The following is a 24075-nucleotide window of genomic DNA, read 5'->3' on the forward strand; positions in this document are numbered from 1 at the left end:
CAAAAAACTCACGTCTGACCATGAAAGGTAAACCGGTCCTTCCCCGTATTTTTTGACTCATACAACGCCTCATCCGCCTTGATCAGCGCCTGGTTCAACGTGTCGTCCTCCAGCACCCGAGTCAGGCCAATGCTGATGGTCACCGGATGCTGTGTCGGATGTTCGCGCACCACCCGGCACAGCTCGCCGGCCAAGGCTTCGACATCGTCCCGGCGAACACCCGTCAGATAAATCGCAAATTCCTCGCCGCCCAGTCGCGCATACTCGAAGTGGCCCATCACCGCTTTGATGTCCTGCGCAATGCGCTTGAGCACTTCGTCGCCGATGTCGTGACCGTAGACGTCGTTGACCTTCTTGAAGTTGTCGATATCCACCATCGCCAGGTAGTGATCGAGCTCACGCGGAACCGCGTGCAGTTGCTTGTCGGCCTGTGTCATGAACGAACGGCGGTTGGGGATTTCCGTCAGCGTGTCAATGTACGCCTGGTCCAGCAGCAGTTTGGACATGATGAAATTGTAGAGTTTGGCTTTACGCAACGTCATGAAACTGTAGAGGGTCAGTGCGCAAATGAATGTCGAATAGCTGAGGGCCATCACGCCCTTGAGTTCTTGCGTTTCGATCCCGCTGTCGTAGAAGGGATTGAGGAATGCCCAGGTGATGATCTGCGCGGCGAAGAACGCCCAGCGACTGAGCGGCAACACCGAGGCGGTAAACAGCGTGGTCGATGCCGCCAGCAGCAACCAGGCCGGCTGGTGGTCTTCGGGCACACCTTCGATCAACAAGCGCGTGCCCAAGGCAATGGTGAAGACGAACACCAGGTTCAACCACTGGAACTTCCGGGCGCTGCGGGTAAACAGCAACACGACGACCAGGATCGTGAAGACACCAATGAACACCAGTGAGCGCCACGTGAAGCTCTGGTCACCGATAAAACTGAGGATCAGGTCGTAGGCAAACCAGACCGCGATGCTGGCGAGGTAAATCAACAGGCAGAAGGTGTGCAGTCGTTCGAATTCATGCTGGAGAAATTCAGTTTTCAACGCGGCTGGCGCGGTTTTCTTCAGGACTTCGTCTTCAATGGTTTTGTACATCGTCGCCCTTGTGCTTGCGTTGGTTGTCGAGAATCACCTTGCCCCAAGGCCGGTAACGCAGGGAAAACACCGCTGTGGGATGACAGCCCGGCGATGCCACCTGTGGGCTGGCGGGCTCGGCCCGGAAGGGTTGCCCGCTGGCGCTGACCTGGCGGAACGCTTCGTGGACGATGCCGATGGAGCAGGGCAATGCCGCGGCGTAACCGTTGCGCACCAGCAAAGGCAAGCGAGCGGTTCCGGTGCCATCCTGCCACCAGACCTGAAGCCCCGCGTTCGCCAGTTCACCCAACCACTGGCCGTTCACTTGCGGCGCAAGTTTGCCGGCGCTGAAACTGCTGACGTGCAACGGCGCATCGAGTTTGCCGGCGAAATCCTTGAGCTGACGCTGCAGGGCTTGCCTGCGATCTGCCGCCATAAAATGCAGGTCGTCCAGTTCCATCGGCAAATACCAGCCGCTGACGGGCAGCTTCCACGTGTTGCGTAACCGTTGTTGTTGCGCCAGCGATTGTCCCAATTGCGCCTGCCAATAACTGCTCAAACCGGCACTGTCGAGCTCTTCGATGCGTTGGTAATAGGCCGGGTCCATGTAGAGCCCCAGCACCAGGTTCAGGCCTTGTTCCCGCGCCAGTTTCAGGCTGTCGGCCAGCCAGCCATCGGCGCCACCGAAGTCGGCGTCGCCGTAAGCGCTCCATTGCACGATCAGCGTGCGAGTGCCCTGTTTGACGGTATCTCGCCAGATGTTGCGCCATTGCGATTGGCTGAGGCTGGCATCGACGTTCAGCGGTTGATAGAAAACCCGCTCGTCAGCATGGGTCACTGCGCTGCCAAGCAACAGGCACACAATCAAAAGGAAATGCCGCATCAGAAATTCAACTCCACGCCCAAGAGCACGCCGTTGCCGCCTTCATACAAATTGCCGCCCAACGATTGCTGGTATTCGGTGCGCACGGACAGATGAGCGCGATAGGCATTGTAGACGTCGTCGTCAAACCACCATTGCCAGCGCAGGCCGATACCCGTGCGCAGGTCCTGGCGCCAGTCATTGCTCGGGTCCTGGCTGGCGAATTCGAGAAAGCCATAAGGCATGAGGGTTTGCGCGCCGTTGAACGGCAGTTTCCAGGTGTGGCCTTGCTGGAAACGTGACAACCATTGATGGTCACCGGCCTTGGTCCACCACGCCGCGTCGAGATAGAGGAAGCGTTCCTCCCAGTCGCTCTCGTCGACCCGCCAATCGTTGCGGAATCGTCCCTGGTCGAGAAACGAAGCCGTGGCGCGCAGCAGGTAGTCTGTTGTTGTGTGGCCGTCCTTGCGGTGATCCTCGACCTGATCGGCGAGTTTCTCCGGCACCAGCATTTGCCCCAGACTCAAACCATGATTGTCCTGGGCATCGAACTGACTTTGCTTGTAGATCTCGCCATAGAAATTGATGTTCGCCGTGCCCCAAGGTTTGTAGCGCAGGCCGACACCGGTGCCGAGGGATTCGGCGTAGCTTGAACGGCCGACGCCTCCGAGCAACACGCGCCCGTAGACCGACAACGTACTGCCGGCGCGACTGGGCTGCTCGCCGAGTGCGTGGTCCCACATCGCCAGTTGCACGTTTTGCGAACTGGAGCGGCGTCTGGAGCCTGTGGTGTCATCAGGCAGCAAGATGTCGTTGGTCGAAACCCCCGCCGGTGACCAGGTGCTGGCGATGGTGAAAGTGTCGCGGCGTGAGAGCGATTCGTGGGCGCGGCGCTGGCGATAACGGCGCGCCTCCATGCTGCCCTCTGCGTCGTCGGCCGCTACGGGGTTTTGCTCCAGATCAATGACCCGGCGCAGTTCCTTGCGGGCCGAGGCGCTGTCTGCGATTTCGTCGTAGCGCCAGGCGAGGGTTTCACCGAGCTGGTAATACTCTGGAAAATCCCGGGTTGCGCTTTGCAGATAAGGGACAGCACGGGCGCGTTCTTCCCGGGTTTCGGCACCGGCCAGGCGCATGCCGTAATCGGCGCGATAGCGTGGATTGTCCGGTTCGCGGCGCACGGCTTCGGCCAGCCACGCGGTGCTTTGCGGCAAGTCGCCAGCCTTTTGCGCGGTCACCGATGCAGCGTAGAAATGCCCGGCATCCGCCGACTGCTGGAGCGCGGAACGCTGGCGTTGCAAGGCGAGCGCGTGATCGCCACGGGCGTCGGCAATGGCTGCCCCCAATGCCCATTCGTTGGCGCCACGCTCACGGCTTTGTTGCCAATAGCGTTCAGCGGCCGGAGCGTCGCCGGCATTGAGGGCGCTGCGGCTGGCGGTGAGTCTGGCGTTGTCGCTCAATTCTCCCGGCGGGATGCTACGCCAAATGGCCAGGGCACCGGCAGAATCCCCGGCGGCTTCCAGTGCATAGGCCAGCGGCAGGCGGCTGCCGCGGTCGCCGGATTTTTGCGCATGTTGGTAATACACCACTGCTTCACCGGGACGTTGCGGCATGGCACATCGACCGAGTGCACGGTAGTCACCCGCACCTGACGGGTGATCGCCGACGGCTTGTTGCACAGCCGTGCACTGGCCATTCTCCGCCAGCTGGGCCAGCAGTTGGCCGCGTGTCGCCGCGTCGACGCGATTGAGCAGCGATATCATGCGCTGCTGTTGCGCGGCCGTCGGTGTCGATGAGGCATACAAGCCGGCCAGGCGTTGCAGCATGGCGGGTGGGAGCTTGCCGCCGTGACGATCGTAGGCGCTTTCGAGCAGTTGTTGAGTGCGTTCGCGCTGGCCGGCATTGAGCGCCAGATAACTGGCCTGATTCAGCGAATTCAGGTTGCCGGTCTGCTGGTAATGCCGTTCCCAAAGCGCAGCGGCTTCGGCATGACGCCCCAGAACCTGGAGCATTTCGGCGCGGCGTTTGAGCACTTCGGCGGTTTGCGGTTGGTCGGCAAGATACGCCAGGACTTTGTCGTTGCGACCTTCGTTTTGCCAGACATCCAGCAGGCGCTCGCGGCGCCGCGTGTCCCAAGGCTCGGGCAAGCGCGTGCTTTGCAACAGGTCAGTGGCTTGCAGGCGCTGGGCAAGGACCAGCCATGCCTGGGGATCGTCCTTGGGTTGGCAACGATTTAATTGAGTGAGCGCAGCTTGTGGGTCATGACGCGAGAGCCATTCGGCCGTTTCCAGACAGGGGCGCTGCAATTCACCGCTCAAGCGCTGCACGGTGGCGCTGTCGCCGGTTTCCCGCGCCAGTTCCCACAAACGCTGGCGCTGGGCCGGATCGGCGAGGTCGTCGGCTGGCAGCGATTGCATCCAGCGTTGCGCCTGCTGGATATGCCCCATGGCAATCGCCCGGTCGATCATGGCCAGTCGAGCCTTGCGCGCGGCTTCCGGCGTGGGCGCCTGTTGCAGCAGTTGTTGCAACGGTTGTTCGTCGAGGCGCTGTACGTAGGCGTTGGCCAGCCGCTGCCAACCTTGTGCATCCAACTGCTTGTTCGCGGCCAGGGGCGCCAGTTCCTTGATGGTGCCGTCCCAGTTGCGCAACTGCTCTGACCAGTTGGCCTTGGCCAATTGCAGGATTCGTCGATCACCTTTGGGCGCCAGCTGCGCCAACCAGTCATGCGCCCGCGCCGCGCCGCCGAACTTGGCCAGGCTCAGACTGTAGGCCTGCCACAGGCGAATACGCTGGTTCAGGTTGCTGGTGGCAATCCACTGTTCAACCTGTTCGCTACCCGGCGGATCCTGTTCGATCCAGGTCAGGCGCAGGTTGAGCAAGGCGTCGCTGTTATTCGGGTTGTCGGGCAGCGCCTGTACCGCGTCCTTGTAGCGTCGCTGTTTGGCCAGCGCTTGCACCAGCAAGGCTCGAGCTTCGTCGTTTTTTGGCACTTTGCCGAGCAGGTGCCGCATCAACCGTTCGACTTCGGCCCAGTTGCCTTTTTTCGCCTCGCGATAGCTGCGGTCCATGTAGGGGAAACTGCGGAACTGCTCAAAATCGGTCAATGGCTCGGCCTGCACCCCAACAGGGATACTCAGGCCCAGCAACAGGCTGACGACGAGAAGGCGCTGACGATTGCCGGGCTTCATTCGACCTCCCTGGCAATGGCGAAAGCGGCTTGCTGTTCGGTGGCCTGATCTTCCAGCGCCTGCTCGAGCACTTGCCGGGTGATGATGCCGCGCGAGATCAGGTGTTCGCCCAGCGACATGCGCTCGGCATCGAAGTCGATCATTGCCTGATTGAACAGCGACGGCGGAACCATGCCGCGCACTTGCAGCAAATTGCCCAGCAATACCTGATGGTGGCTGACGCGCTCAAGAAGATCTTCATCGTCCTGATGCTGCTCAAGCACTTCGAGCATGTGATGTACATCGGCACTTTGCCGAAGGCTGGGGTACCAATAGCGGATCCCTAATGTCACCCGACCCTGAGGGGCCAGGCGACAACGCACCGGACGTTTCAACTGGCGGCTGATGGCCCCCAGCGACACCTGGCTGACCGGGCCTTCGGAAGCCAGCACCAGCGTTGAACCTTCTTCGGCGGCGGGGAGTACGCCATAGTGCGTGGCAACTTTGCGCGGGACCGCGTCGATCAGGCGTTTGTCGAGCTTGAACGGGTTGAGCGGCGCCCATTCCATGTCCAGTTGTTCGGCCAGGGTTTGCACCAGTTGCGTGGTGTCGATGTGTCCGCGCAGCAACAGTTCATGGCCCAGGCGCCGGCGGACCGGGTTGGTGATGGCGGCGTCCAGTTGGTCTTCCGTGAGCAGGCCTTTTTCCACCAGTCGATGACCCAGCGGTGTGCGTTTCGCCTGGGTCAGTGCGGGGAATTCGTGGGTGGTCTTGTCCCACGCCACGCGGCGCGAATCGCCCATTTCCATGACCTGACGCAGAGCCCGCACGTTGGCAAAAAAGTTAACGAAGTTGCTCCACATCATCCGTGGCGCCGACAGCAGACCTTCGACGATGCCGTAGTAGCGGGTGACAAACCACCCGCGCTGGAACAACCGGTTGAGCAGCATCAGGCCATTGAGCCAGAGCAGTGCTTTGAGCAGGGCGCTGTCGGCAAGGATCGAGGGATAGCGCCAGGACTCGGGCGCGATCACCGTCACCAGCCACATCGCCAGCAACACGACAAACAGCAGGTTGACCATAAAGCTCAACAGGTAGGCGATCAGCCCGCGACGATCACGCCACAGGAAATAATTGAGCAGGCCCGTGGGGCTCCAGCCGAGGTTTTTGGTGCCCTGGAACACGATGCCGACGATCCAGCGCGATTTTTGCCGGATCGCGTGCTGCAAATCCCGAGGGAAATGTTCGCGCACGCAGATCACCTGGGAAAACGCGCGGTCCATGCCAAACACCCACGGCTGCTGGAGCGCCAGCTTCGGGTCGCTCACGGAATAGCGAGCGAAGATGCACTTCATGCCTTTGTGTTTGAGGCGAAAACCGATGTCGTAGTCTTCGGTGAGGCTCTGGACATCGAAGGCAATGCCGTCGCCATCTTCCAGCAAAGCGCTGACCGCCTTGCGGCTGAAGCAGGTGCCCACGCCGGCGCTGGGCACCTGGCCGGTCAGCGCCTCGCGAACAATCACGTCCTTGCCATGGTTTTCGGCGAACTCGTCAACGTAGTGTCCGGCGGTGAAGCCTTTCCATTCCGGGGCATAGGGGTAGACCGGAATCTGGATCAAGTCTTTGCTCGGCAGCAGGTAGTTGAAAAGGCGCAGTTCCATCGGTGAAATCACGTCTTCGGCATCGTGAAGAATGAACCCGGCAAACTGGATTTTCGCCTCGCTTTCAAAACGCAGGATGGCGTCGATGATGTTGTTCAGGCAGTCAGCCTTGCTGGTGGGGCCGGGGCGGGCGCAGATGACTTTGTGCACGTTGGGGTAGTGCAAGCAGACTGCATCGACGTCGGCCTGGGTTTCGGCATCGTTGGGGTAGGTGCCAACGAAAATCTGATAGTTCTCGTAATCAATGGTGGAGGCCGCGAGGCGCGCCATTTCCCCGACCACGCCGACTTCGTTCCATGCCGGCACCATGATTGCCAGCGGTTTTTCGCCGATGGTGTACAGGCGTTGCTCGTCGGCGCGCTTGAATTTTTCGTAGATCCGCCAGCGGCGAATCAGCTTGCGGGTCCAGTACACGAGGTCGATGAACAAATCATCGAGCCCCAGCACGAACATCAACAGGGCGAGGACAATGGCGAGGTATTTGAGGCCGAAGAGCACGTAGGCGAAGAAATCGACCAGGCCAAGACTCATGCCTTTTTACCCGCCGCCGCGCGATGCTTGAGCCAAACGCCGAGGCGATTGGCGATCCGCTCGCTGGCATGGCCGTCGCCGAACGGGCAGTGCACGCGGCTCATGCGCTCGAAGGTGGCCTGGTCGTCGAGCAACAGGCTGGCCTCCTTGACGATGCGATCGGTATCGGTGCCCACCAGCAACACGGTCCCGCCTTCCAGCACTGAAGGCCGCTCGGTCACATCGCGCAACACCAGCACCGGTTTGCCGATCGCCGGCGCTTCCTCCTGGATACCGCCGGAATCCGTCAGGATAAAATGCGCGCGGCCCATCAACCAGACGAAGTGCTGATAGTCCTGCGGTGCGATCAGGTAAATATTGGGTTTGTTCGACAGTACGCTGTAGACCGCTTTCTGCACCTGCGGGTTGAGGTGCACCGGGTAGACGAATTGCACATCCGGGTAACGCTCGGCGAGGGTGGCCAGTGCCAGGCAAATGTTGCGAAAGCCACCGCCGAAGTTCTCGCGGCGATGACCCGTGATCAGCACCATGCGCCGGTCGTCTTTCAGTACCGCCAGCGGTGAATCCGCGGCGGGGTGCCACTGGGTCGCTTCCTGGTGATCGCGCATCCACACCAAGGCATCAATCACGGTATTGCCAGTGACTTCGATGTTGGCCTTGGGCACGCCTTCGTGCAGCAGGTTGTCTTCGTTTTTGGTGGTTGGCGCGAAATGCAGGTCGGCGATCACCCCTGTCAGGTGCCGGTTGGCTTCTTCCGGCCACGGTGCCCGCAGATTGCCGGTACGTAATCCGGCCTCGACATGGCCGATGGGCAACTGACGGTTGAAAGCGGCGAGGGCGGCGATGAAGCTGGTGGTGGTGTCACCATGGACCAACACGATATCCGGCTTCACTCGTTCATAGGCTGAGTCCAGGTGTTCCAGCAATTGTTCCGACAGGCCGTTGAGGGTCTGACCCTGCGTCATCACTTGCAGGTCTTCATCGACCGCCAACTCGAACGAATCGAGAACCTGCTTGAGCATCTCCCGGTGCTGGCCGGTAGAGCAGATGTTCAGTTCGATACCCGGCCATTGACGCAGAACGCGTGCAAGAGGGGCCATCTTGATGGCCTCCGGTCGTGTGCCAAACACCATCATGACTTTGAAGGACATCAGTTTCTCCCAGGCAGCCCACGCTGACTCCATGGCAGTTGTAAAGACTGCTTATCACTTGGGTATTGAATAAAGCAGTCGGACCGGGGGTTGTCCAACCCGGATATTTCCCGCCTTTTAAAGGGAGCGCCTCAGATGAAACGCTTGATCACGGTGGCTGCTGGGGGAAGAGCACGCGCGGCGATGTTTACAGGGATATAAAAGAATGCTGACGGCCTAGACATTTTCCTTGATACGAACGTGCACCTGAATGTTTCACAGAAGTCCAACTGTGAACCCGTTACCCGCCCTCTGTAGCCAACAGTAGCGTTCGCTGACCCTGAGCGTTTGGTAACGTTTTCTGGTCTTTCGACGCATCCCCCTGATTTAAAACACTTTTCAATCCCCCCTACATTCCTTGCACATCCTGTGGCACACTTTCTGCTGTCTATTCCGTTGTTACATACCATGTTCCGGTATAGCGGAATACACATCATCTTGGAGTGCTTGCCATGCATCGCCGACCTTCGTTATTCAAAGCGTGTGTTTTTCTTTTCGCAGCTTCGGCTGCTGCCATGGGTGTGGCCCAGGCAGCAGATGGTAAGCTCGACAGTGTTCTGGCCCGTGGCAAGCTGATTGTGGGCACCGGCAGTACCAATGCGCCGTGGCATTTCCAGGGTGCGGACGGCAAGTTGCAGGGCTTTGATATTGATATTGCGCGCATTGTGGCCAAGGGCTTGTTCAACGATCCGAGCAAGGTCGAGTTCGTGGTGCAGTCGTCCGATGCGCGGATACCCAACCTGCTGACCGACAAGGTCGACATGAGCTGCCAGTTCATCACCGTGACCGCGAGCCGGGCACAGCAAGTGGCGTTCACCCTGCCGTACTACCGCGAAGGCGTTGGCCTGCTGCTGCCGGCCAACAGCAAGTACAAGGAAATCGAAGACATGCAAGCCGCCGGCGATGGCCTGACCGTAGCGGTGTTGCAGAACGTCTATGCCGAAGAGCTGGTGCACCAGGCGTTGCCCAAGGCCAAGGTCGATCAATACGACAGCGTTGACCTGATGTATCAGGCAGTGAACTCCGGACGCGCCGACGCGGCCGCCACCGACCAGTCTTCGGTGAAATACCTGATGGTGCAGAACGCCGGTCGCTATCGCAGCCCGGCCTACGCCTGGAGCCCGCAAACCTACGCCTGCGCGGTCAAGCGTGGCGATCAGGACTGGTTGAACTTCGTTAACACCGCCCTGCATGAAGCCATGACCGGCGTCGAGTTCCCGACTTACGCGGCGTCGTTCAAGCAGTGGTTTGGCGTAGATCTGCCGTCTCCTGCCATCGGTTTTCCTGTCGAATTCAAATGATCCCGTGAGAGTGGGGCGCCGACAGGCGCTCCGCTCAAGGTACTGCCGACCATGAACTATCAGTTGAACTTTGCCGCCGTCTGGCGCGATTTCGACACCTTGCTGGCGGGGCTCGGTCTGGGCCTGGAGCTGGCGCTGGTGTCGATCGCCATCGGCTGCGTGATCGGCCTGCTGATGGCGTTTGCTTTGTTGTCGAAGCACCGCGCGTTGCGGGTGCTGGCATCGGTGTATGTCACGGTGGTCCGTAACACGCCGATTCTGGTGTTGATCCTGTTGATCTACTTTGCGTTGCCGAGCCTGGGGATTCGTCTGGACAAGATCCCGTCGTTCATCATTACCCTGTCGTTGTATGCCGGGGCGTACCTGACCGAAGTGTTCCGCGGCGGGCTGCTGAGCATTCCCAAGGGCCAGCGTGAAGCGGGCCTGGCGATCGGCCTGGGCGAGTGGCAGGTCAAGGCCTACGTCACCGTGCCGGTGATGCTGCGCAATGTGCTGCCGGCGCTGTCGAACAACTTCATTTCGCTGTTCAAGGACACCTCGCTGGCGGCCGCGATTGCCGTACCCGAGCTGACCTATTACGCGCGCAAGATCAATGTCGAAAGCTACCGGGTGATCGAAACCTGGCTGGTGACCACGGCGTTGTATGTCGCGGCCTGCTACCTCATTGCCATGATGCTGCGTTACCTCGAGCAGCGTCTGGCGATCCGCCGATAGGAGGCCCCATGTACGAATCCCCCAGTTGGTTGCATGAGTTGTGGGTCGCACGCGAGCCGCTCTGGCAAGGCTTTTTGACCAGTGTGCAGGTGTCGGCGCTGGCGATTTTGCTCGGCACGGTGGTCGGCGTGTTTGCCGGTCTGGTGCTGACCTACGGCAAGTTCTGGATGCGCGCGCCGTTTCGTTTTTACGTGGACGTGATTCGCGGCACGCCAGTGTTTGTGCTGGTGCTGGCGTGCTTCTACATGGCGCCGGCACTGGGTTGGCAAATCAGCGCGTTCCAGGCCGGTGCATTGGGGCTGACGCTGTTCTGCGGTTCCCACGTCGCCGAGATCGTGCGCGGTGCGTTGCAGGCGTTGCCCCGTGGGCAGATGGAAGCGAGCAAGGCCATCGGCCTGACGTTCTACCAGTCCCTGGGCTACGTGCTGTTGCCTCAGGCGCTGCGGCAGATCCTGCCGACCTGGGTCAACTCGTCCACCGAGATCGTCAAGGCATCGACGCTGCTGTCGGTGATCGGCGTGGCCGAGCTGCTGCTCAGCACTCAGCAGATCATCGCTCGCAACTTCATGACCCTGGAGTTTTACCTGTTCGCCGGTTTTCTCTTCTTCGTCATCAACTACGGCATCGAATTACTCGGCCGGCACATTGAAAAGCGGGTGGCCTTGCCATGACTCAAATTCAATCCAATACCCAAAACGGCCAGCCGCTGCTGGACATTCGTGGCCTGCACAAGTGTTACGACCAGCTCGAAGTGCTCAAGGGCGTCGACCTGACCATGCAGCGCGGCAACGTGGTGACGTTGATCGGCTCCAGCGGCTCGGGCAAGACCACGCTGCTGCGCTGCGTGAACATGCTCGAAGAATTCCAGGGCGGGCAGATCCTGCTCGACGGCGAGTCCATCGGCTATGACGAAGTCAACGGCAAGCGTATCCGCCACCCGGAAAAAGTCATTGCCCGTCATCGTGCCATGACCGGCATGGCGTTCCAGCAGTTCAACCTGTTCCCGCACCTGACCGCGCTGCAGAACGTCACTCTTGGCTTGCTCAAAGTGAAGAAACTGCACAAGGACGAGGCCGTGGCCCTGGCGGAGAAATGGCTGGAGCGGGTCGGCCTGCTGGAGCGCCGGGATCACTTTCCCGGTCAGTTGTCCGGCGGTCAGCAACAGCGCGTGGCGATTGCCCGGGCCATTGCGATGAACCCGAGCCTGATGCTGTTCGACGAAGTCACTTCGGCCCTCGACCCGGAACTGGTGGGCGAAGTGCTCAACGTGATCAAGGGCCTGGCCGAAGACGGCATGACCATGCTGCTGGTGACCCACGAAATGCGTTTTGCCTTCGAGGTCTCGGACAAGATCGTTTTCATGAATCAGGGGCGCATCGAAGAGCAGGGACCTCCCAAGGAACTGTTCGAGCGCCCGCAATCGCCGCGTCTGGCGGAATTTCTCAAAAACACGCGTTTTTGAGCCTTCAATTTTCAATCAGGAGAAACACTCATGAGCATCACTCGTTACGGCACCGGCAGCGCCGCTGCAGGCGGCACGCCGCGTCCTTTCGCCCGCGCCGTTGAAGCCGATGGCTGGCTGCACGTTTCCGGGCAGGTGCCGGCGGTGGACGGCGAGATTATTGTCGGTGGCATCGTCGAACAGACCCACCAGACCATGAAGAACCTGATCGCGATTCTCGAAGAAGCCGGTTACGGTCTGGAAGACGTGGTGCGTGCTGGCGTGTGGCTGGAAGATCCGCGGGATTTCACCAGTTTCAACAAGGTCTTCAGCGAGTATTTCAAACCCGAACACGCCCCGGCCCGTGCCTGCGTGCAGGCGAACATGATGGTCGACTGCAAGGTTGAGATTGACTGCATTGCGTACAAGAAAAAGGCTTGAATCGGCGGTGCCTGCATCGCTGGCAAGCCAGCTCCCACAGGTGTTGTGTGCTGCCGCAGAGTGCCCGAACACCCAGAATCCCTGTGGGCGCTGGCTTGCCAGCGATGGCGGCCCAACATTCAACGCTGCACTCTCGGTAAACTCCCGGCATTTTGAAGGGGAACCACTGAAATGACCGAAGACACCATCAAGCGCCGGGCACGTGGTCTGGACCGGGCGTTCGATATCCTCGATTTCCTCAAGGAAGTCGGCCAGCCGCTGCGCCCGAACGACATCGCCAACGGCATCGGCAGCCCCAAATCCACGGTCTACGAACTGGTGGCGTCTTTGCTTGAGCGCAGGATTCTGGAGCCGGTGGGCAAAGACGGTCACGTCTACCTCGGTCGCCAGTTGTACTTCCTGGGGCAGGCGCATCTGCGGCATTTCGACCTGACCCGCGAGGCCGATCACGCCCTGCAGGAAATCGTCAGCCAGACCCGTGAAACCGCGCAGATGTGCCTGCTCAACGGCCGCAAATACACCGTGGCATTGATGAAAGAGGGCGAGCGACATTTCCGCATTTCTTCGGACATCGGCGAAAACGCACCGATTCCCTGGACCGCGTCCGGGCGCCTGTTACTGGCGCACCTCAGTGACCAGCAAATCGTTGACCTGATCGACCACGACGACTTCATTCTGCCCGACGGCGAACGTTTGCCGCTTGAACAGTTTCTGAAAGAAATCCGTCAGGCCGGGCTCGATGGGTTTTTCTCTTTCGATAGCGTCGCCGACACCTTTACCCATTGCTTCGCCGCCCCGGTCAAAGACCCGAACGGCGTGGCCATCGCGACCCTGTGCATCGTCGCCCCCCGGGCCGATGCCAAGAACAATTACAACGACTACCGCCGGGTGCTGATCGACAGCGCCAACAGCCTGGCCCGTCGCATCAACGAATAATAGCGGCTGTCTGCGGCCGCGAATGTGAGGAGTTCAACCATGTCTTCTGCCAAAAATACTGCCGCCGTGGAAAAGGGCTTTGCCCATACAGGCGCCAACCTGGTACGCGACGTCAGCCTGCCGGCGCTGGTGCTGCACCGCGGAGCGCTGGAACACAACATCCGCTGGATGCAGGACTTTGTCAGCAACAGCGGCGCTGAACTCGCGCCCCACGGCAAAACCAGCATGACCCCGGCGCTGTTTCGTCGACAACTGGACGCCGGTGCCTGGGGCATCACCCTGGCCAGCGCCACGCAAACCCGCGCGGCCTATGCCCATGGCGTGCACCGGGTGTTGATGGCTAACCAGCTGGTCGGCACGCCGAACATGGCGTTGATTGCGGATCTGTTGGCTGACCCGACTTTCGACTTTTATTGCATGGTCGATCACCCGGACAACGTCGCTGACCTGGGCGCGTATTTCGCCTCGCGCGGCGTGCGGCTGAACGTGATGATCGAGTACGGCGTGGTGGGCGGGCGTTGCGGTTGCCGCAGCGAGCAGGAAGTGCTCGACCTGGCCAAGGCCATTGCAGCGCAACCGGCGCTGGCCCTGACCGGGATCGAAGGCTACGAAGGCGTCATTCACGGTGATCACGCTGTCAGCGGCATCCGCGCGTTTGCCGGGTCTTTGGTGCGCCTGGCGGTGCAGCTGCAGGACAGCGGCGCGTTCGCCATCGCCAAACCGATCATTACCGCTTCCGGTTCGGCCTGGTACGACTTGATTGCCGAAGAGTTCGAGGCGCAAAACGCGGCGGGTCGTTTCCTCAGCGTGTTGCGTCCAGGCAGCTACGTTGCCCATGACCACGGCATCTACAAAGAGGCGCAATGCTGCGTCCTCGACCGTCGCAGCGATTTACACGAAGGCCTGCGGCCGGCGCTGGAAGTCTGGGCGCACGTGCAGTCGTTGCCGGAGCCGGGTTTTGCGGTGATTGCCCTGGGTAAACGCGACGTGGCCTACGACGCCGGTTTGCCGGTGCCGCTGCTGCGTTACAAGGCTGGCGTGGTGCCGGCCAAGGGTGACGATGTCGGTGCCTGCAAGGTGACGGCGGTGATGGACCAGCATGCGTTCATGACCGTGGCGCCGGGGGTTGAATTGCGCGTGGGCGATATCATTTCGTTCGGCACTTCGCACCCGTGCCTGACGTTCGACAAGTGGCGCGTGGGGTGCCTGGTGGATGAGCAGTTGAATGTCATCGAGACCCTGGAAACCTGTTTCTAAGCGATACACCAGAGACCCGACAAGAATGAACACCATCAGCACCCTTGGCCCAAACACCCCGCGCATCGCCCTGATCGGCGAATGCATGATTGAACTGCAACACCGCGCCGACGGCAGCCTGCAACAAAGCTTCGGCGGCGATACCTTGAACACCGCGGTCTACCTGTCCCGTGAGCTGGGCGCCGCCGGCAGCGTGGACTATGTCACCGCCCTGGGCGACGACAGTTTCAGCGATGCCATGTGCCAGAGCTGGTCCGACGAAAACATCGGCTTGGGCATGGTCCAGCGTCTGCCCGGGCGTTTGCCGGGTTTGTACTGCATTCAGACCGACGCCGCCGGCGAACGCCGTTTCCTCTATTGGCGCAACGAAGCCGCGGTGCGCGATTGCTTCACCACCCCGGCCGCCGCGCCAATCCTGGCAGCACTGCCGGATTACGATGTGCTGTATTTCAGTGGCATCACCCTGGCGGTACTGGGCGTGAAAGGCCGGGAAAAGTTGCTCGAAACCCTGATCGAGGCCCGGCAGCGTGATGCGCGGATCGTCTTCGATAACAATTACCGGCCGCGGCTTTGGGTTTCGGTTGAAGAGGCTCGGGCTGCCTATCGCAGTGTATTGCCGTACGTCGACCTGGCGCTGCTGACCGTCGATGACGAGCAGGCGCTGTTCCATTTTGCCGATTGCGAGGCAGTGTTTGAGGCGTACGAGCAGATCGGCACGCCGGAAGTGGTGCTCAAGCGTGGTGCCGAGGCATGTCTGATTCGTTGTGCGGGCGAGTCCTTCGAGGTGCCGGCGCAGAAGGTCGAGCAGGTGGTGGACACGACGGCGGCGGGGGATTCGTTCAGTGCCGCGTACCTGGCCTCACGGCTCAAGGGCGGCAGCCCGGTGGAGGCCGCCGAGGCAGGACACCGGTTGGCGAGCCGGGTGACTCAGGTGCCGGGAGCGTTAATTCCAAGGTAAGAGCAGGATGGCCGCTGGCTGCGCCATCGGTTCGCTGGCAAGCCAGCTCCCACAGGGATTTGCGGGTTGTCATGAGTTACAGCCACACCCTCAAACATTGTGGGAGCTGGCAGCTTGGCTCCCCTAGGCTTTTTGCTGCAGCTGAAATCTGTGGTCACTCACACATCCTGTGGGAGCTGGCTTGCCAGCGATGCGGCCCGAAAGCCAACCACTCAATCCCGGTAAAACACCTGCACCAGGTGATAACCGAACTTGCTCTTGATCGGCCCATGCACCACCCGCAACGGTTTTTTGAAGATCACCGCATCAATGGCGCCGACCATCTGTCCCGGCCGCACTTCACCCAAATCACCGCCACGCTTGCCGGACGGGCAGGTGGAGTATTTCTTGGCCAGCACATCAAAGGCTTCGCCCTTGGCGATGCGTTGTTTGAGCTGCTCGGCTTCTTCCGAGGTTTTCACCAGAATGTGGCGCGCTTGAGCTTTCATGGGGCAAGTACCTTGTAACGGTGTTGACGGCGGGGCGCGCGATTATGCCCTAACTCACCCGGCTTGGCCGATCATCGTGCGAATCTTGTGGGCCAGCAGATCAATGGAGAACGGTTTGGCCACCATGTCCATGCCTTCTTCGAGAAAGCCCTGACGCTCGGCAGCCATCTGCGCGTACCCGGTCATGAACAACACTTTCAGTCCCGGACGATGCTGGCGGGCGATTTCCGCCAATTGCCGTCCGTTCATTCCCGGCAGGCCGACATCCGTCACCAGCAGGTCGACCCGCATCCCTGATTCCAGCAAGGGCAGGGCGGACTTCGCATCTTCAGCTTCGTAGGCGTGATATCCCAGCTCCTTGAGCAGGTTGAGCACCAGCATGCGCACCGCCGGGTCGTCTTCCACCAACACCACGGTTTCCCCGGCAATCGCCGCTGGCGCTTCGCTGATCACCGGCTTCAAAACGTCTTCCTGCTCCATTGCATTGAGTCGCGGCAAATACAAGCGCACGCTGGTGCCCTGGTCCGGCAGGCTGAACAGGCTGACGTGGCCGCCTGACTGTTGCGCAAAACCATAGATCATCGATAGCCCAAGCCCGGTGCCCTGGCCGATGGGTTTGGTGGTGAAGAACGGGTCGAATGCCTTGGCCAGCACTTTGGGCGTCATGCCGGTGCCGTTGTCGGTGACGGCGATCATCAGGTAATCACCGGCCTTGACCGGTTCAAGGGTGTTGATGTCGCTGCTGTCGAGGTAGACGTTGGCGGTTTCGATGCGCAGCTCACCGCCATCGGGCATGGCGTCCCGGGCGTTGATCACCAGGTTGAGCAGGGCGTTTTCAAGTTGGCTGACGTCAGTGCTGACCGGCCAGACATCGTCGGTCAGTTGCAACACGAGCTTGATGTGATCGCCCTTGGTTCGCCGCAGCAGGTCTTCCAGGGAATGGATCAGGTCATTGGCGTTCAGCGGTTTGCGATCCAGCGACTGTCGCCGGGAAAACGCCAGCAGGCGATGGGTGAGGGCGGCGGCGCGGTTGGCCGAGGACACCGCCGCTTCGGTGAAACGACCGATTTCTTCCGTTCGCCCTTCGGCAATGTAGCGTTGCATCAGATCGAGGCTGCCAATGATCCCGGTGAGCATGTTGTTGAAGTCATGGGCAATGCCGCCCGTGAGCTGGCCCACTGCTTCCATTTTCTGCGCATGGCGCAAGGCATCTTCGGCGCGCTCGCGTTCGAACATTTCGTTTTGCAGGCGCTGATTGCTTTCGGCCAGTTGCTGAGTGCGGGCAGCGACCCGTTCTTCGAGGGTTTCGTTGAGATTGCGCAGGGCTTCTTCGGTTTTTTTACGCTCGGTTTCGTCGATGACGAAAATGTAGAAACCGTTCACCGCACCGTCGGCACCGTGGCGCGGCAAGTAGTTCATCAGGGCGTGGCGGATGCTGCCGTCGCGGTGCGGCGTGTTGATGCTGAAACAGCACGGTTTGCCGCTCAGCGCCTGGGCGATGTGCTCGGCGCGCAGGGCGTAGGCTTCATCGCCCAGGACTTCCAGAATCGTCCGGCCATAGAGCTCTTGAGGTGTCAGACCGTACCAGTCCAGATACGCGGCGTTGTTCAGGCGAAAGCGTTCCTCGCGGTCGACGTAGCTGATCAGGATCGGCATGGCATTGATGATCAGCTGCAACTCGGTCTGGCTCTGGCGCAGGGCCTGCTCAGTGTTTTTGCGGTCGGTCAGGTCCAGGGCCGCGCCGAGGAAACGGATCGGCCGGCCGTGATGGTCCTTGTAGCAACGCCCGCGGGCAAACACCCAGCGCACTTCGCCATCCGTCTGCAGCAGGCGATACTCCTCGGCGTATTCGGTGCCGTGGGTGATGCAGTGCTTGATGCTGCGGGCAATCATGGCGCGGTCTTCGGGGTGAACGCCGTGCAGGTAGTCGCTGATCGGCAACTGGCCGGCCATGGCCGGATCGATGCCGTGCAATTGGGCGAAATGCGCATCGGCAATGAAACGGTCCTCGCTGATGTCCCAATCCCAGGTACCCACCGCGTCGGTGGCGGAGAGGGCCAATTGCAAGCGTTCTTCGGTGTCCTGTTGCGCCTTGAGGCTGGCGGCCGAGCGCTGCTCAAGTTCCAGGGCTATACGTCGGCGTTCATTGGTTTCAATGGCAGTGACCAGAATGCCGGCGACTTCGGCGCTTTCGTCGCGGATCGGGCTGTAGGTCAGATCAAGCCAGAAGTCGGAATCGACGCCGTTACGTTGCAGGGTGAACCGCTGCTCACTGTAGGTTCGCACCTGACCTTGTAGGACGGCGCTGTAAATCGGGTCGGTGAAGTCCTGGAGTTCTGGCCAGACTTGGTGTGTTGGCTGTCCGAAAGCGTGCGGATGCTTGCTGCCCGCAAGCAGGGCGAAGCCGTCGTTGTAGATCTGCGTCAGCTGCGGACCCCAGAGCAGCAACATCGGCATCGGCGAGTGAATCACGATATCCACGGCGGTTCGCAGGCTTTGCGGCCAGTTACTGGCGGCGCCCAGCGGACTGTTCGCCCAGTCCAGTCGGGCAATCAAGGCCTGGGCATCGCTGCCGGTCGGTGCTGCGTTCATCAAGGTGTCCTGCACAAAAGTCGGTGTGGCGGCGTCTACTATTACGGCTAGACGCTGAATGACCGGTTTCGGGTCATTTTTTCATTGAATGCTTTGCGGGTGCTTTTTGCCATGGAAATCGATGCGTTGTTGAAACGCCTGGCCAGCCAGGATGGCTCCGATCTTTACCTCTCCACCGGCGCGCCACCCAGTGCGCGTTTCGACGGTGTCCTGACACCTCTTGCCGACCCACCCTTCAAGCCGGGAGAAATTGCGGCGATTGCCGCGTCCATCATGGACGCCGAACAGCGACTGGAGTTCGATCGCCAGCTGGAGATGAACCTGGCGATCTCCCTGCCGGGAATTGGTCGCTTCCGGGTCAATATTTTCAAGCAGCGCAATGACACTTCAATGGTGGTGCGCAACGTCAAACTCGACATCCCGCGCTACGAAGACCTCAAGCTGCCGCCGGTATTGCTGGAAACGGTGATGCTCAAGCAAGGCTTGATGTTGTTCGTTGGCGCCACCGATTCCGGCAAGTCTACCTCGCTGGCGGCCCTGATCGATTATCGCAACCGGCATGCCAGTGGCCATATCGTCACCATTGAGGACCCGATCGAGTATATCCACCGGCACAAGAAATCCATCATTAACCAGCGCGAGGTCGGCGTCGACACCCGCAGTTTTCATGCCGCGCTGAAAAACACCCTGCGTCAGGCGCCGGACGTGGTACTGATCGGCGAGATCCGTGATCGCGACACCATGGAGCACGCGCTGGCGTTTGCCGACTCCGGGCATCTGGTGATCTCCACGCTGCACGCGCACAACGCCAATCAGGCACTGGACCGCATGATCAACTTCTTTCCCGAAGAGCGGCGCGGGCAATTGCTCAATGATCTGGGCAACAATCTCAAGGCCTGTGTTTCCCAGCGCCTGGTCCGTAGCCGCGATGGACAACGACGGGTGGCAGTGGAGGTGATGTTGGGAACGCCGACGATCGGCGATCTGATTCGGCGCAACGCGTTTTCCGAATTGAAGGGCGTGATGGAGAAATCAACGGCGCTGGGGATGCAGACGTTTGACGGGGCCCTGTTCGAACTGGTCGTCGAAGGCGTGATTGATGAGGACGAGGCGCTCAAACATGCCGATTCGGTGAACAACTTGCGCTTGCGTTTGAAACTACATGCCGAAGCCACATCCAACGGCCACGCCCCGCCAGGCGATTGGGGACTCGTCGACTGACAAAAGTCCCCCTGCAGGCGATTTTTCAGGTGTTGAGTTCGGGGCGGTCCCGGAACTGCTCCAATGCCTCTGGATTGGCCAGCGCATCGGTATTCTTCACCTTCTGCCCATGCACCACATTGCGCACCGCCAGTTCAACGACTTTGCCGCTGATGGTCCGAGGGATGTCAGTCACCGCGACGATTTTCGCCGGCACATGCCGTGGCGTGGTGTTGGCGCGAATGACCTGGCGGATCTGCTGCTGCAGTGCTTCATCCAGCTCGACGCCTTCCGTCAGGCGCACGAACAACACCACCCGTACATCGTCTTGCCATTGCTGGCCGATGGCGACGCTGTCGAGCACCTGCGGGACTTTTTCCACCTGGCGGTAGATTTCCGCCGTGCCAATACGCACGCCACCGGGGTTGAGCACGGCGTCGGAGCGGCCGTGGATCATCATCCCGCCATGGGCCAATTGTTCGGCGTAATCGCCCTGCGCCCACACGCCTGGGAACTGGCTGAAATACGAGGCCTTGAGCTTTTCGCCGTCGGGGTCATTCCACAGGCCGATGGGCATCGCCGGGAAGTGGCGGGTGCAAACAAGTTCGCCTTTTTCACCAATCACCGGTTGGCCGTTGTCGTTCCATACTTCGACGGCCATGCCCAGGCTCTTGCCCATGTTTTCGCCGCGCCGGACTGGCGACATCGGGTTGCCATTGACGAAACAGGAGACGATGTCCGTACCGCCGGACATCGAGGCCAGGCACACGTCCGGCTTGAAGTCGCGGTAGACGTAATCGTAACTCTGGGGCGAAAGGGCCGTTCCAGTGCAGAGCAGGGTTTTCAGGCTGCCCAGATCATGGCTGTGCTTGGGTTTGACGCCGCTGCTTTCCAGGGTGGCGAGGTACTTGGGGCTGGTGCCGAAGACGCTGATGCGCTCGTCGTCGATCAGGTCGAGCAAACGCTCGGCGTCCGGCTGGAAGGGGGAGCCGTCGTACAGCACCACGGCGCTGCCGACCGCGAGGGCCGAGACCAGCCAGTTCCACATCATCCAGCCGCAAGTGGTGTAGTAGAACAGGCGTTCACCGGGGCCGAGATCGCAATGCAGGCCGTGTTCCTTGACGTGCTGCAGCAGCACGCCGCCGGTGCTGTGGATGATGCATTTGGGTACGCCGGTGGTGCCGCTGGAATAGAGAATGTACAGCGGATGGTCGAAGGGCACCGGGTTGAAATCCGGCTCGCCGCCGGGAAAGTAGAAGTCGTCCCACAGCGTGACGTTGGCCACTGTGCGGAAATCTTCGATGTGCGCCTCGGGCCGCGCGTAAGGCACGATGACCAGTTGCTGCAACGATGGCAGTCGCTCAAGGATTTCGTTGACCTTGGCACGCTGGTCGATCTCTTTGCCGGCGTAGCGATAACCGGCGCAGGTCACCAGCACTTTGGGTTCGATCTGGCCGAAGCGGTCGATCACCCCTTGGGTGCCGAAGTCCGGCGAAGAACAGGACCAGATCGCCCCGAGGCTGGTGGTGGCGAGCATGGCAACTAATGTCTGCCAGGTATTGGGCATGCACGCCGCCACCCGGTCGCCAACGCCGACGCCTGCGGCGATCAAACCATTTTGAAAACCGGCGACATGTTCTGCCAGTTCGGCCCAGGTCAATTGTTCGCGCTGACCGTTCTCCGCCACAGCCACAACGGCCACGGCATCGTCGCGACGGCGCAGCAAGTGTTCGGCAAAGTTCAGGGTGGCGCCGGGAAACCATTGTGCGCTGGGCATTTGCGCACCTTCGAGCAGCACCGCGTCGGGTTGCTGATGAAAGCGCAGATCGAAGAAGTCGACGATGGCCTGCCAGAAATCCTGGCGTTGTTCGATGGACCATTGATGCAGGGCTGGGTAGTCATCGATGTGCAGATGATGCCGCTGATTGATGAAGCGCCGGAAGGCTTCCATGCGGGTCTTGCTGATTCGCTCGGCGCTGGGTTGCCACAGAACTTCTGACATGGGTGCCCCCTATTTTTCTTATTACACACGCACAGGCTTTTTGTGGCGAGGGAACTTGCTCCCTCGCCACAGGGTGCAGCGGCGCCTTACTGCGCCAACCACCCACCATCAATATTCCACGCCGCGCCCCGTACCTGAGCCCCGGCTTCACTGCACAAGAACAGCACCAGTTCGCCCAGTTGTGGCGGGGTGACAAATTCCAGCGAAGGTTGCTTCTCGGCCAACAGGTCATGTTGCGCCTGCTGTGGGTCGATCCCGGTGGCGGCGCGGTCATCGATCTGCTTTTGCACCAGCGGCGTCAACACCCAGCCGGGGCAAATCGCGTTGCAGGTCACGTTAGTGGTGGCGGTTTCCAGGGCCACCACCTTGGTCAAACCGATCACACCATGTTTGGCGGCCACGTAAGCGGCTTTGCCGGTTGAACCCACCAGGCCATGCACCGAAGCAATGTTGATGACCCGGCCCCAACCCTTGGCGCGCATGCCCGGCAGGCTCAGGCGGGTGCTGTGAAACACCGATGACAGGTTGATCGCAATGATCGAATCCCAGCGCTCCACCGGGAACTCGTCCACCGGCGACACGTGCTGGATGCCGGCGTTGTTGACCAGGATATCGACGCCGCCGAATTCGCGCTCGGCGTAGGCGATCATGTCGGCGATCTGCGCCGGGTCGCTGACATCGGCCGGGTGATGGCCGACCTTGCCGCCGAACTGCTCGACTTCAGCGATCACTTTGGACGCATCGCCGAAACCGTTGAGGATCAGGTTGGCGCCAGCCTTGGCCAGGCTCAGGGCGATCCCCAAGCCGATGCCGCTGGTGGAACCGGTAACCAGTGCGGTCTTGCCTGAAAGAGTCGTCATCAATACCTCACACAATGCCAGTGGCGTAGAAAGTGCCAATCACTACAAATACCGCCAGGGTCTTGATCAGCGTAATACAGAAAATGTCTTTGTAAGCTTCGCGGTGGGTCAGGCCGGTCACCGCGAGCAAGGTAATCACCGCGCCGTTGTGCGGCAGGGTGTCCATGCCGCCACTGGCCATCGAGGCCACGCGGTGCAGCACTTCCAGCGGGATGTTGGCGGCGTTGGCCGCCGCGATGAATTGTTCGGACATGGCCGCCAGGGCGATGCTCATGCCACCCGACGCGGAACCGGTGATCCCCGCCAGCAAGGTGACGGTGATCGCTTCGTTGACCAGCGGATCGGGAATGTTCTTCAGCCAGTCGGCCAGCACCAGGAAGCCCGGCAGGGAAGCGATGACCGCGCCAAAGCCGTATTCCGAAGCGGTGTTCATCGCCGCCAGCAAGGCACCACTGACCGCACTTTTGCTGCCTTCGGCGAGTTTGCTGCTGATGGCCTTGTAGCCGAACGCCAGCACCATGAGGATGCCGACCAGCAACGCAGCCTGCACCGCCCAGATGGCGGTGAGTTTGGCGATTTCAGTGGTCACCGGAGCGGCCATGCCCGGCAGCGCCAGGCTGTGGGTCTTGCCGTACCACTGGGGAATCCACTGGGTGAACAACAGGTTCATGATGCCCACGGCCAACAGTGGCGACAGGGCGATCCACGGGTTGGGCAGCTTGATGTCGGCTGCGGTTTCCGGCTCGTTGCGCAGTTCGGTGCCATACCCTTCACCGGCGCGCTGGGCCTTGTTGCGCTGACGCTGGAGAAACAGCATGCCGGCGCAGAACACGAAAATCGTACCGATCACACCCAGCCACGGCGCAGCCCAGGCGGTGGTGTTGAAAAACGTACTCGGGATGATGTTCTGGATCTGCGGGGTGCCGGGCAGGGCGTCCATGGTGAACGAAAACGCACCCAGGGCGATGGTCGCCGGGATCAGGCGCTTGGGGATGTTGCTCTGACGGAACATTTCAGCGGCAAACGGATAGACCGCGAACACCACCACAAACAGCGACACGCCGCCATAAGTGAGCAGGGCGCAGACCAGCACGATCACCAGCATCGCCTGGCGGGTACCGAGCAGGCGGATGGCGGCGGCGACGATGGAGCGCGAGAAACCGGACAGTTCGATCAGTTTGCCGAACACCGCACCGAGCAGAAACACCGGAAAGTACAGCTTGATGAAACCGACCATTTTCTCCATGAACACACCGGTGAAGGCAGGTGCGACGGCGGAAGGGTCGGTCAGCAGGACGGCGCCGAGGGCGGCAATCGGGGCAAAAAGGATAACGCTGTAGCCACGGTAAGCAGCCAGCATCAGCAGCGCGAGGGCTGCCAAGGCAATGATCACACTCATGGTGTGTC

Annotated in this window: 19 protein-coding genes; 9 read left to right on the top strand and 10 right to left on the bottom strand. The window is 60.7% G+C overall.

All coding sequences use genetic code 11. The features are described from left to right. Positions 1-8 precede the first annotated feature (8 nt). Genes M5G20_RS05280 through wecB form a run of 5 tightly spaced genes read right to left on the bottom strand, consistent with a single transcriptional unit; the run spans position 9 to position 8439 of the window. Positions 9-1091 carry a GGDEF domain-containing protein gene (locus M5G20_RS05280; RefSeq protein WP_273918239.1) on the bottom strand — a complete coding sequence of 361 codons (1083 nt, stop codon included), beginning with the start codon at positions 1089-1091 and terminating at the stop codon, positions 9-11. Next, the gene (locus M5G20_RS05285) at positions 1075-1953 is read right to left on the bottom strand and encodes a DUF4434 family protein (protein ID WP_273918240.1); all 879 of its coding nucleotides are present in this window, start codon (positions 1951-1953) and stop codon (positions 1075-1077) included. Before M5G20_RS05285 ends, M5G20_RS05280 begins: the two co-directional genes overlap by 17 nt. Continuing rightward, complete coding sequence (locus M5G20_RS05290) at positions 1953-5117, bottom strand: NfrA family protein (protein WP_273918241.1); 3165 nt, start codon at positions 5115-5117, stop codon at positions 1953-1955. The genes M5G20_RS05285 and M5G20_RS05290 overlap by 1 nt, the downstream gene beginning before the upstream one ends. Further along, complete coding sequence (nfrB, locus tag M5G20_RS05295) at positions 5114-7288, bottom strand: cyclic di-3',5'-guanylate-activated glycosyltransferase NfrB (RefSeq protein WP_273918242.1); 2175 nt, start codon at positions 7286-7288, stop codon at positions 5114-5116. Before nfrB ends, M5G20_RS05290 begins: the two co-directional genes overlap by 4 nt. Further along, entirely contained in the window at positions 7285-8439 is a 1155-nt protein-coding gene (gene wecB, locus M5G20_RS05300; protein ID WP_273918243.1) for a non-hydrolyzing UDP-N-acetylglucosamine 2-epimerase, read from the bottom strand. Before wecB ends, nfrB begins: the two co-directional genes overlap by 4 nt. A 491-nt stretch (positions 8440-8930) precedes the next feature. Here wecB and M5G20_RS05305 point away from each other — a divergent pair, with 491 nt between their 5' ends. The 8 genes from M5G20_RS05305 (at position 8931) to M5G20_RS05340 (ending at position 15526) form a co-directional block, all read left to right on the top strand. Continuing rightward, a complete protein-coding gene (locus tag M5G20_RS05305; RefSeq protein WP_150734280.1) occupies positions 8931-9779 on the top strand; it encodes a transporter substrate-binding domain-containing protein in 849 nt (282 codons plus the stop codon). Between the two features lie 51 nt (positions 9780-9830). After that, positions 9831-10493, top strand: a complete 663-nt coding sequence (locus M5G20_RS05310) for an amino acid ABC transporter permease (RefSeq protein ID WP_075944736.1) — start codon at positions 9831-9833, stop codon at positions 10491-10493. A gap of 8 nt (positions 10494-10501) precedes the next feature. Then, positions 10502-11164, top strand: coding sequence for an amino acid ABC transporter permease (locus tag M5G20_RS05315; RefSeq protein ID WP_212627408.1), 663 nt, complete (start codon positions 10502-10504; stop codon positions 11162-11164). Further along, positions 11161-11955, top strand: a complete 795-nt coding sequence (locus M5G20_RS05320; protein ID WP_273918244.1) for an amino acid ABC transporter ATP-binding protein — start codon at positions 11161-11163, stop codon at positions 11953-11955. Before M5G20_RS05315 ends, M5G20_RS05320 begins: the two co-directional genes overlap by 4 nt. Positions 11956-11985: 30 nt before the next feature. After that, positions 11986-12375 (top strand): RidA family protein, encoded by a 390-nt coding sequence (locus tag M5G20_RS05325; protein ID WP_273918245.1) that lies wholly within the window; start codon positions 11986-11988, stop codon positions 12373-12375. Between the two features lie 171 nt (positions 12376-12546). Next, the gene (locus tag M5G20_RS05330) at positions 12547-13311 is read left to right on the top strand and encodes an IclR family transcriptional regulator (protein ID WP_150734277.1); all 765 of its coding nucleotides are present in this window, start codon (positions 12547-12549) and stop codon (positions 13309-13311) included. 39 nt (positions 13312-13350) lie between these two features. Continuing rightward, positions 13351-14568, top strand: coding sequence for an amino acid deaminase (locus tag M5G20_RS05335; protein WP_273918246.1), 1218 nt, complete (start codon positions 13351-13353; stop codon positions 14566-14568). A gap of 25 nt (positions 14569-14593) precedes the next feature. Next, a complete protein-coding gene (locus M5G20_RS05340; protein ID WP_273918247.1) occupies positions 14594-15526 on the top strand; it encodes a sugar kinase in 933 nt (310 codons plus the stop codon). Positions 15527-15738: 212 nt separating this feature from the next. Here the strand turns inward: M5G20_RS05340 and M5G20_RS05345 are convergent, their stop codons facing one another. After that, positions 15739-16014, bottom strand: coding sequence for a peptidylprolyl isomerase (locus M5G20_RS05345; RefSeq protein ID WP_007933743.1), 276 nt, complete (start codon positions 16012-16014; stop codon positions 15739-15741). 54 nt (positions 16015-16068) lie between these two features. Further along, positions 16069-18606 carry a PAS domain-containing hybrid sensor histidine kinase/response regulator gene (locus M5G20_RS05350; protein WP_273918248.1) on the bottom strand — a complete coding sequence of 846 codons (2538 nt, stop codon included), beginning with the start codon at positions 18604-18606 and terminating at the stop codon, positions 16069-16071. Between the two features lie 111 nt (positions 18607-18717). On the opposite strand from M5G20_RS05350, the gene M5G20_RS05355 reads away from it, so the two are divergent. After that, positions 18718-19827, top strand: coding sequence for a PilT/PilU family type 4a pilus ATPase (locus M5G20_RS05355; RefSeq protein WP_273918249.1), 1110 nt, complete (start codon positions 18718-18720; stop codon positions 19825-19827). A gap of 25 nt (positions 19828-19852) precedes the next feature. Here the strand turns inward: M5G20_RS05355 and M5G20_RS05360 are convergent, their stop codons facing one another. The 3 genes from M5G20_RS05360 to M5G20_RS05370 all read right to left on the bottom strand — a co-directional run bounded on the left by M5G20_RS05360 (position 19853) and on the right by M5G20_RS05370 (position 24067). Continuing rightward, positions 19853-21808 carry an acetoacetate--CoA ligase gene (locus tag M5G20_RS05360; protein WP_273918250.1) on the bottom strand — a complete coding sequence of 652 codons (1956 nt, stop codon included), beginning with the start codon at positions 21806-21808 and terminating at the stop codon, positions 19853-19855. Between the two features lie 86 nt (positions 21809-21894). Beyond that, positions 21895-22668, bottom strand: coding sequence for a 3-hydroxybutyrate dehydrogenase (locus M5G20_RS05365; RefSeq protein WP_273918251.1), 774 nt, complete (start codon positions 22666-22668; stop codon positions 21895-21897). 7 nt (positions 22669-22675) lie between these two features. Further along, on the bottom strand, positions 22676-24067 hold the full coding sequence (locus M5G20_RS05370) for a GntP family permease (RefSeq protein ID WP_273918252.1): 1392 nt from the start codon (positions 24065-24067) through the stop codon (positions 22676-22678). Positions 24068-24075: the final 8 nt, after the last annotated feature.

The sequence above is a fragment of the Pseudomonas sp. TNT2022 ID1044 genome (genome assembly GCF_028656895.1).
Taxonomy (GTDB): domain Bacteria; phylum Pseudomonadota; class Gammaproteobacteria; order Pseudomonadales; family Pseudomonadaceae; genus Aquipseudomonas; species Aquipseudomonas reinekei.

Bases quoted from the DNA above. Each gene is read 5' to 3' on its own strand.
- M5G20_RS05280 (WP_273918239.1), bottom strand. From the start codon at position 1,091: ATGTACAAAACCATTGAAGACGAAGTCCTGAAGAAAACCGCGCCAGCC.
- M5G20_RS05285 (WP_273918240.1), bottom strand. From the start codon at position 1,953: ATGCGGCATTTCCTTTTGATTGTGTGCCTGTTGCTTGGCAGCGCAGTG.
- M5G20_RS05290 (WP_273918241.1), bottom strand. From the start codon at position 5,117: ATGAAGCCCGGCAATCGTCAGCGCCTTCTCGTCGTCAGCCTGTTGCTG.
- nfrB (WP_273918242.1), bottom strand. From the start codon at position 7,288: ATGAGTCTTGGCCTGGTCGATTTCTTCGCCTACGTGCTCTTCGGCCTC.
- wecB (WP_273918243.1), bottom strand. From the start codon at position 8,439: ATGTCCTTCAAAGTCATGATGGTGTTTGGCACACGACCGGAGGCCATC.
- M5G20_RS05305 (WP_150734280.1), top strand. From the start codon at position 8,931: ATGCATCGCCGACCTTCGTTATTCAAAGCGTGTGTTTTTCTTTTCGCA.
- M5G20_RS05310 (WP_075944736.1), top strand. From the start codon at position 9,831: ATGAACTATCAGTTGAACTTTGCCGCCGTCTGGCGCGATTTCGACACC.
- M5G20_RS05315 (WP_212627408.1), top strand. From the start codon at position 10,502: ATGTACGAATCCCCCAGTTGGTTGCATGAGTTGTGGGTCGCACGCGAG.
- M5G20_RS05320 (WP_273918244.1), top strand. From the start codon at position 11,161: ATGACTCAAATTCAATCCAATACCCAAAACGGCCAGCCGCTGCTGGAC.
- M5G20_RS05325 (WP_273918245.1), top strand. From the start codon at position 11,986: ATGAGCATCACTCGTTACGGCACCGGCAGCGCCGCTGCAGGCGGCACG.
- M5G20_RS05330 (WP_150734277.1), top strand. From the start codon at position 12,547: ATGACCGAAGACACCATCAAGCGCCGGGCACGTGGTCTGGACCGGGCG.
- M5G20_RS05335 (WP_273918246.1), top strand. From the start codon at position 13,351: ATGTCTTCTGCCAAAAATACTGCCGCCGTGGAAAAGGGCTTTGCCCAT.
- M5G20_RS05340 (WP_273918247.1), top strand. From the start codon at position 14,594: ATGAACACCATCAGCACCCTTGGCCCAAACACCCCGCGCATCGCCCTG.
- M5G20_RS05345 (WP_007933743.1), bottom strand. From the start codon at position 16,014: ATGAAAGCTCAAGCGCGCCACATTCTGGTGAAAACCTCGGAAGAAGCC.
- M5G20_RS05350 (WP_273918248.1), bottom strand. From the start codon at position 18,606: ATGAACGCAGCACCGACCGGCAGCGATGCCCAGGCCTTGATTGCCCGA.
- M5G20_RS05355 (WP_273918249.1), top strand. From the start codon at position 18,718: ATGGAAATCGATGCGTTGTTGAAACGCCTGGCCAGCCAGGATGGCTCC.
- M5G20_RS05360 (WP_273918250.1), bottom strand. From the start codon at position 21,808: ATGTCAGAAGTTCTGTGGCAACCCAGCGCCGAGCGAATCAGCAAGACC.
- M5G20_RS05365 (WP_273918251.1), bottom strand. From the start codon at position 22,668: ATGACGACTCTTTCAGGCAAGACCGCACTGGTTACCGGTTCCACCAGC.
- M5G20_RS05370 (WP_273918252.1), bottom strand. From the start codon at position 24,067: ATGAGTGTGATCATTGCCTTGGCAGCCCTCGCGCTGCTGATGCTGGCT.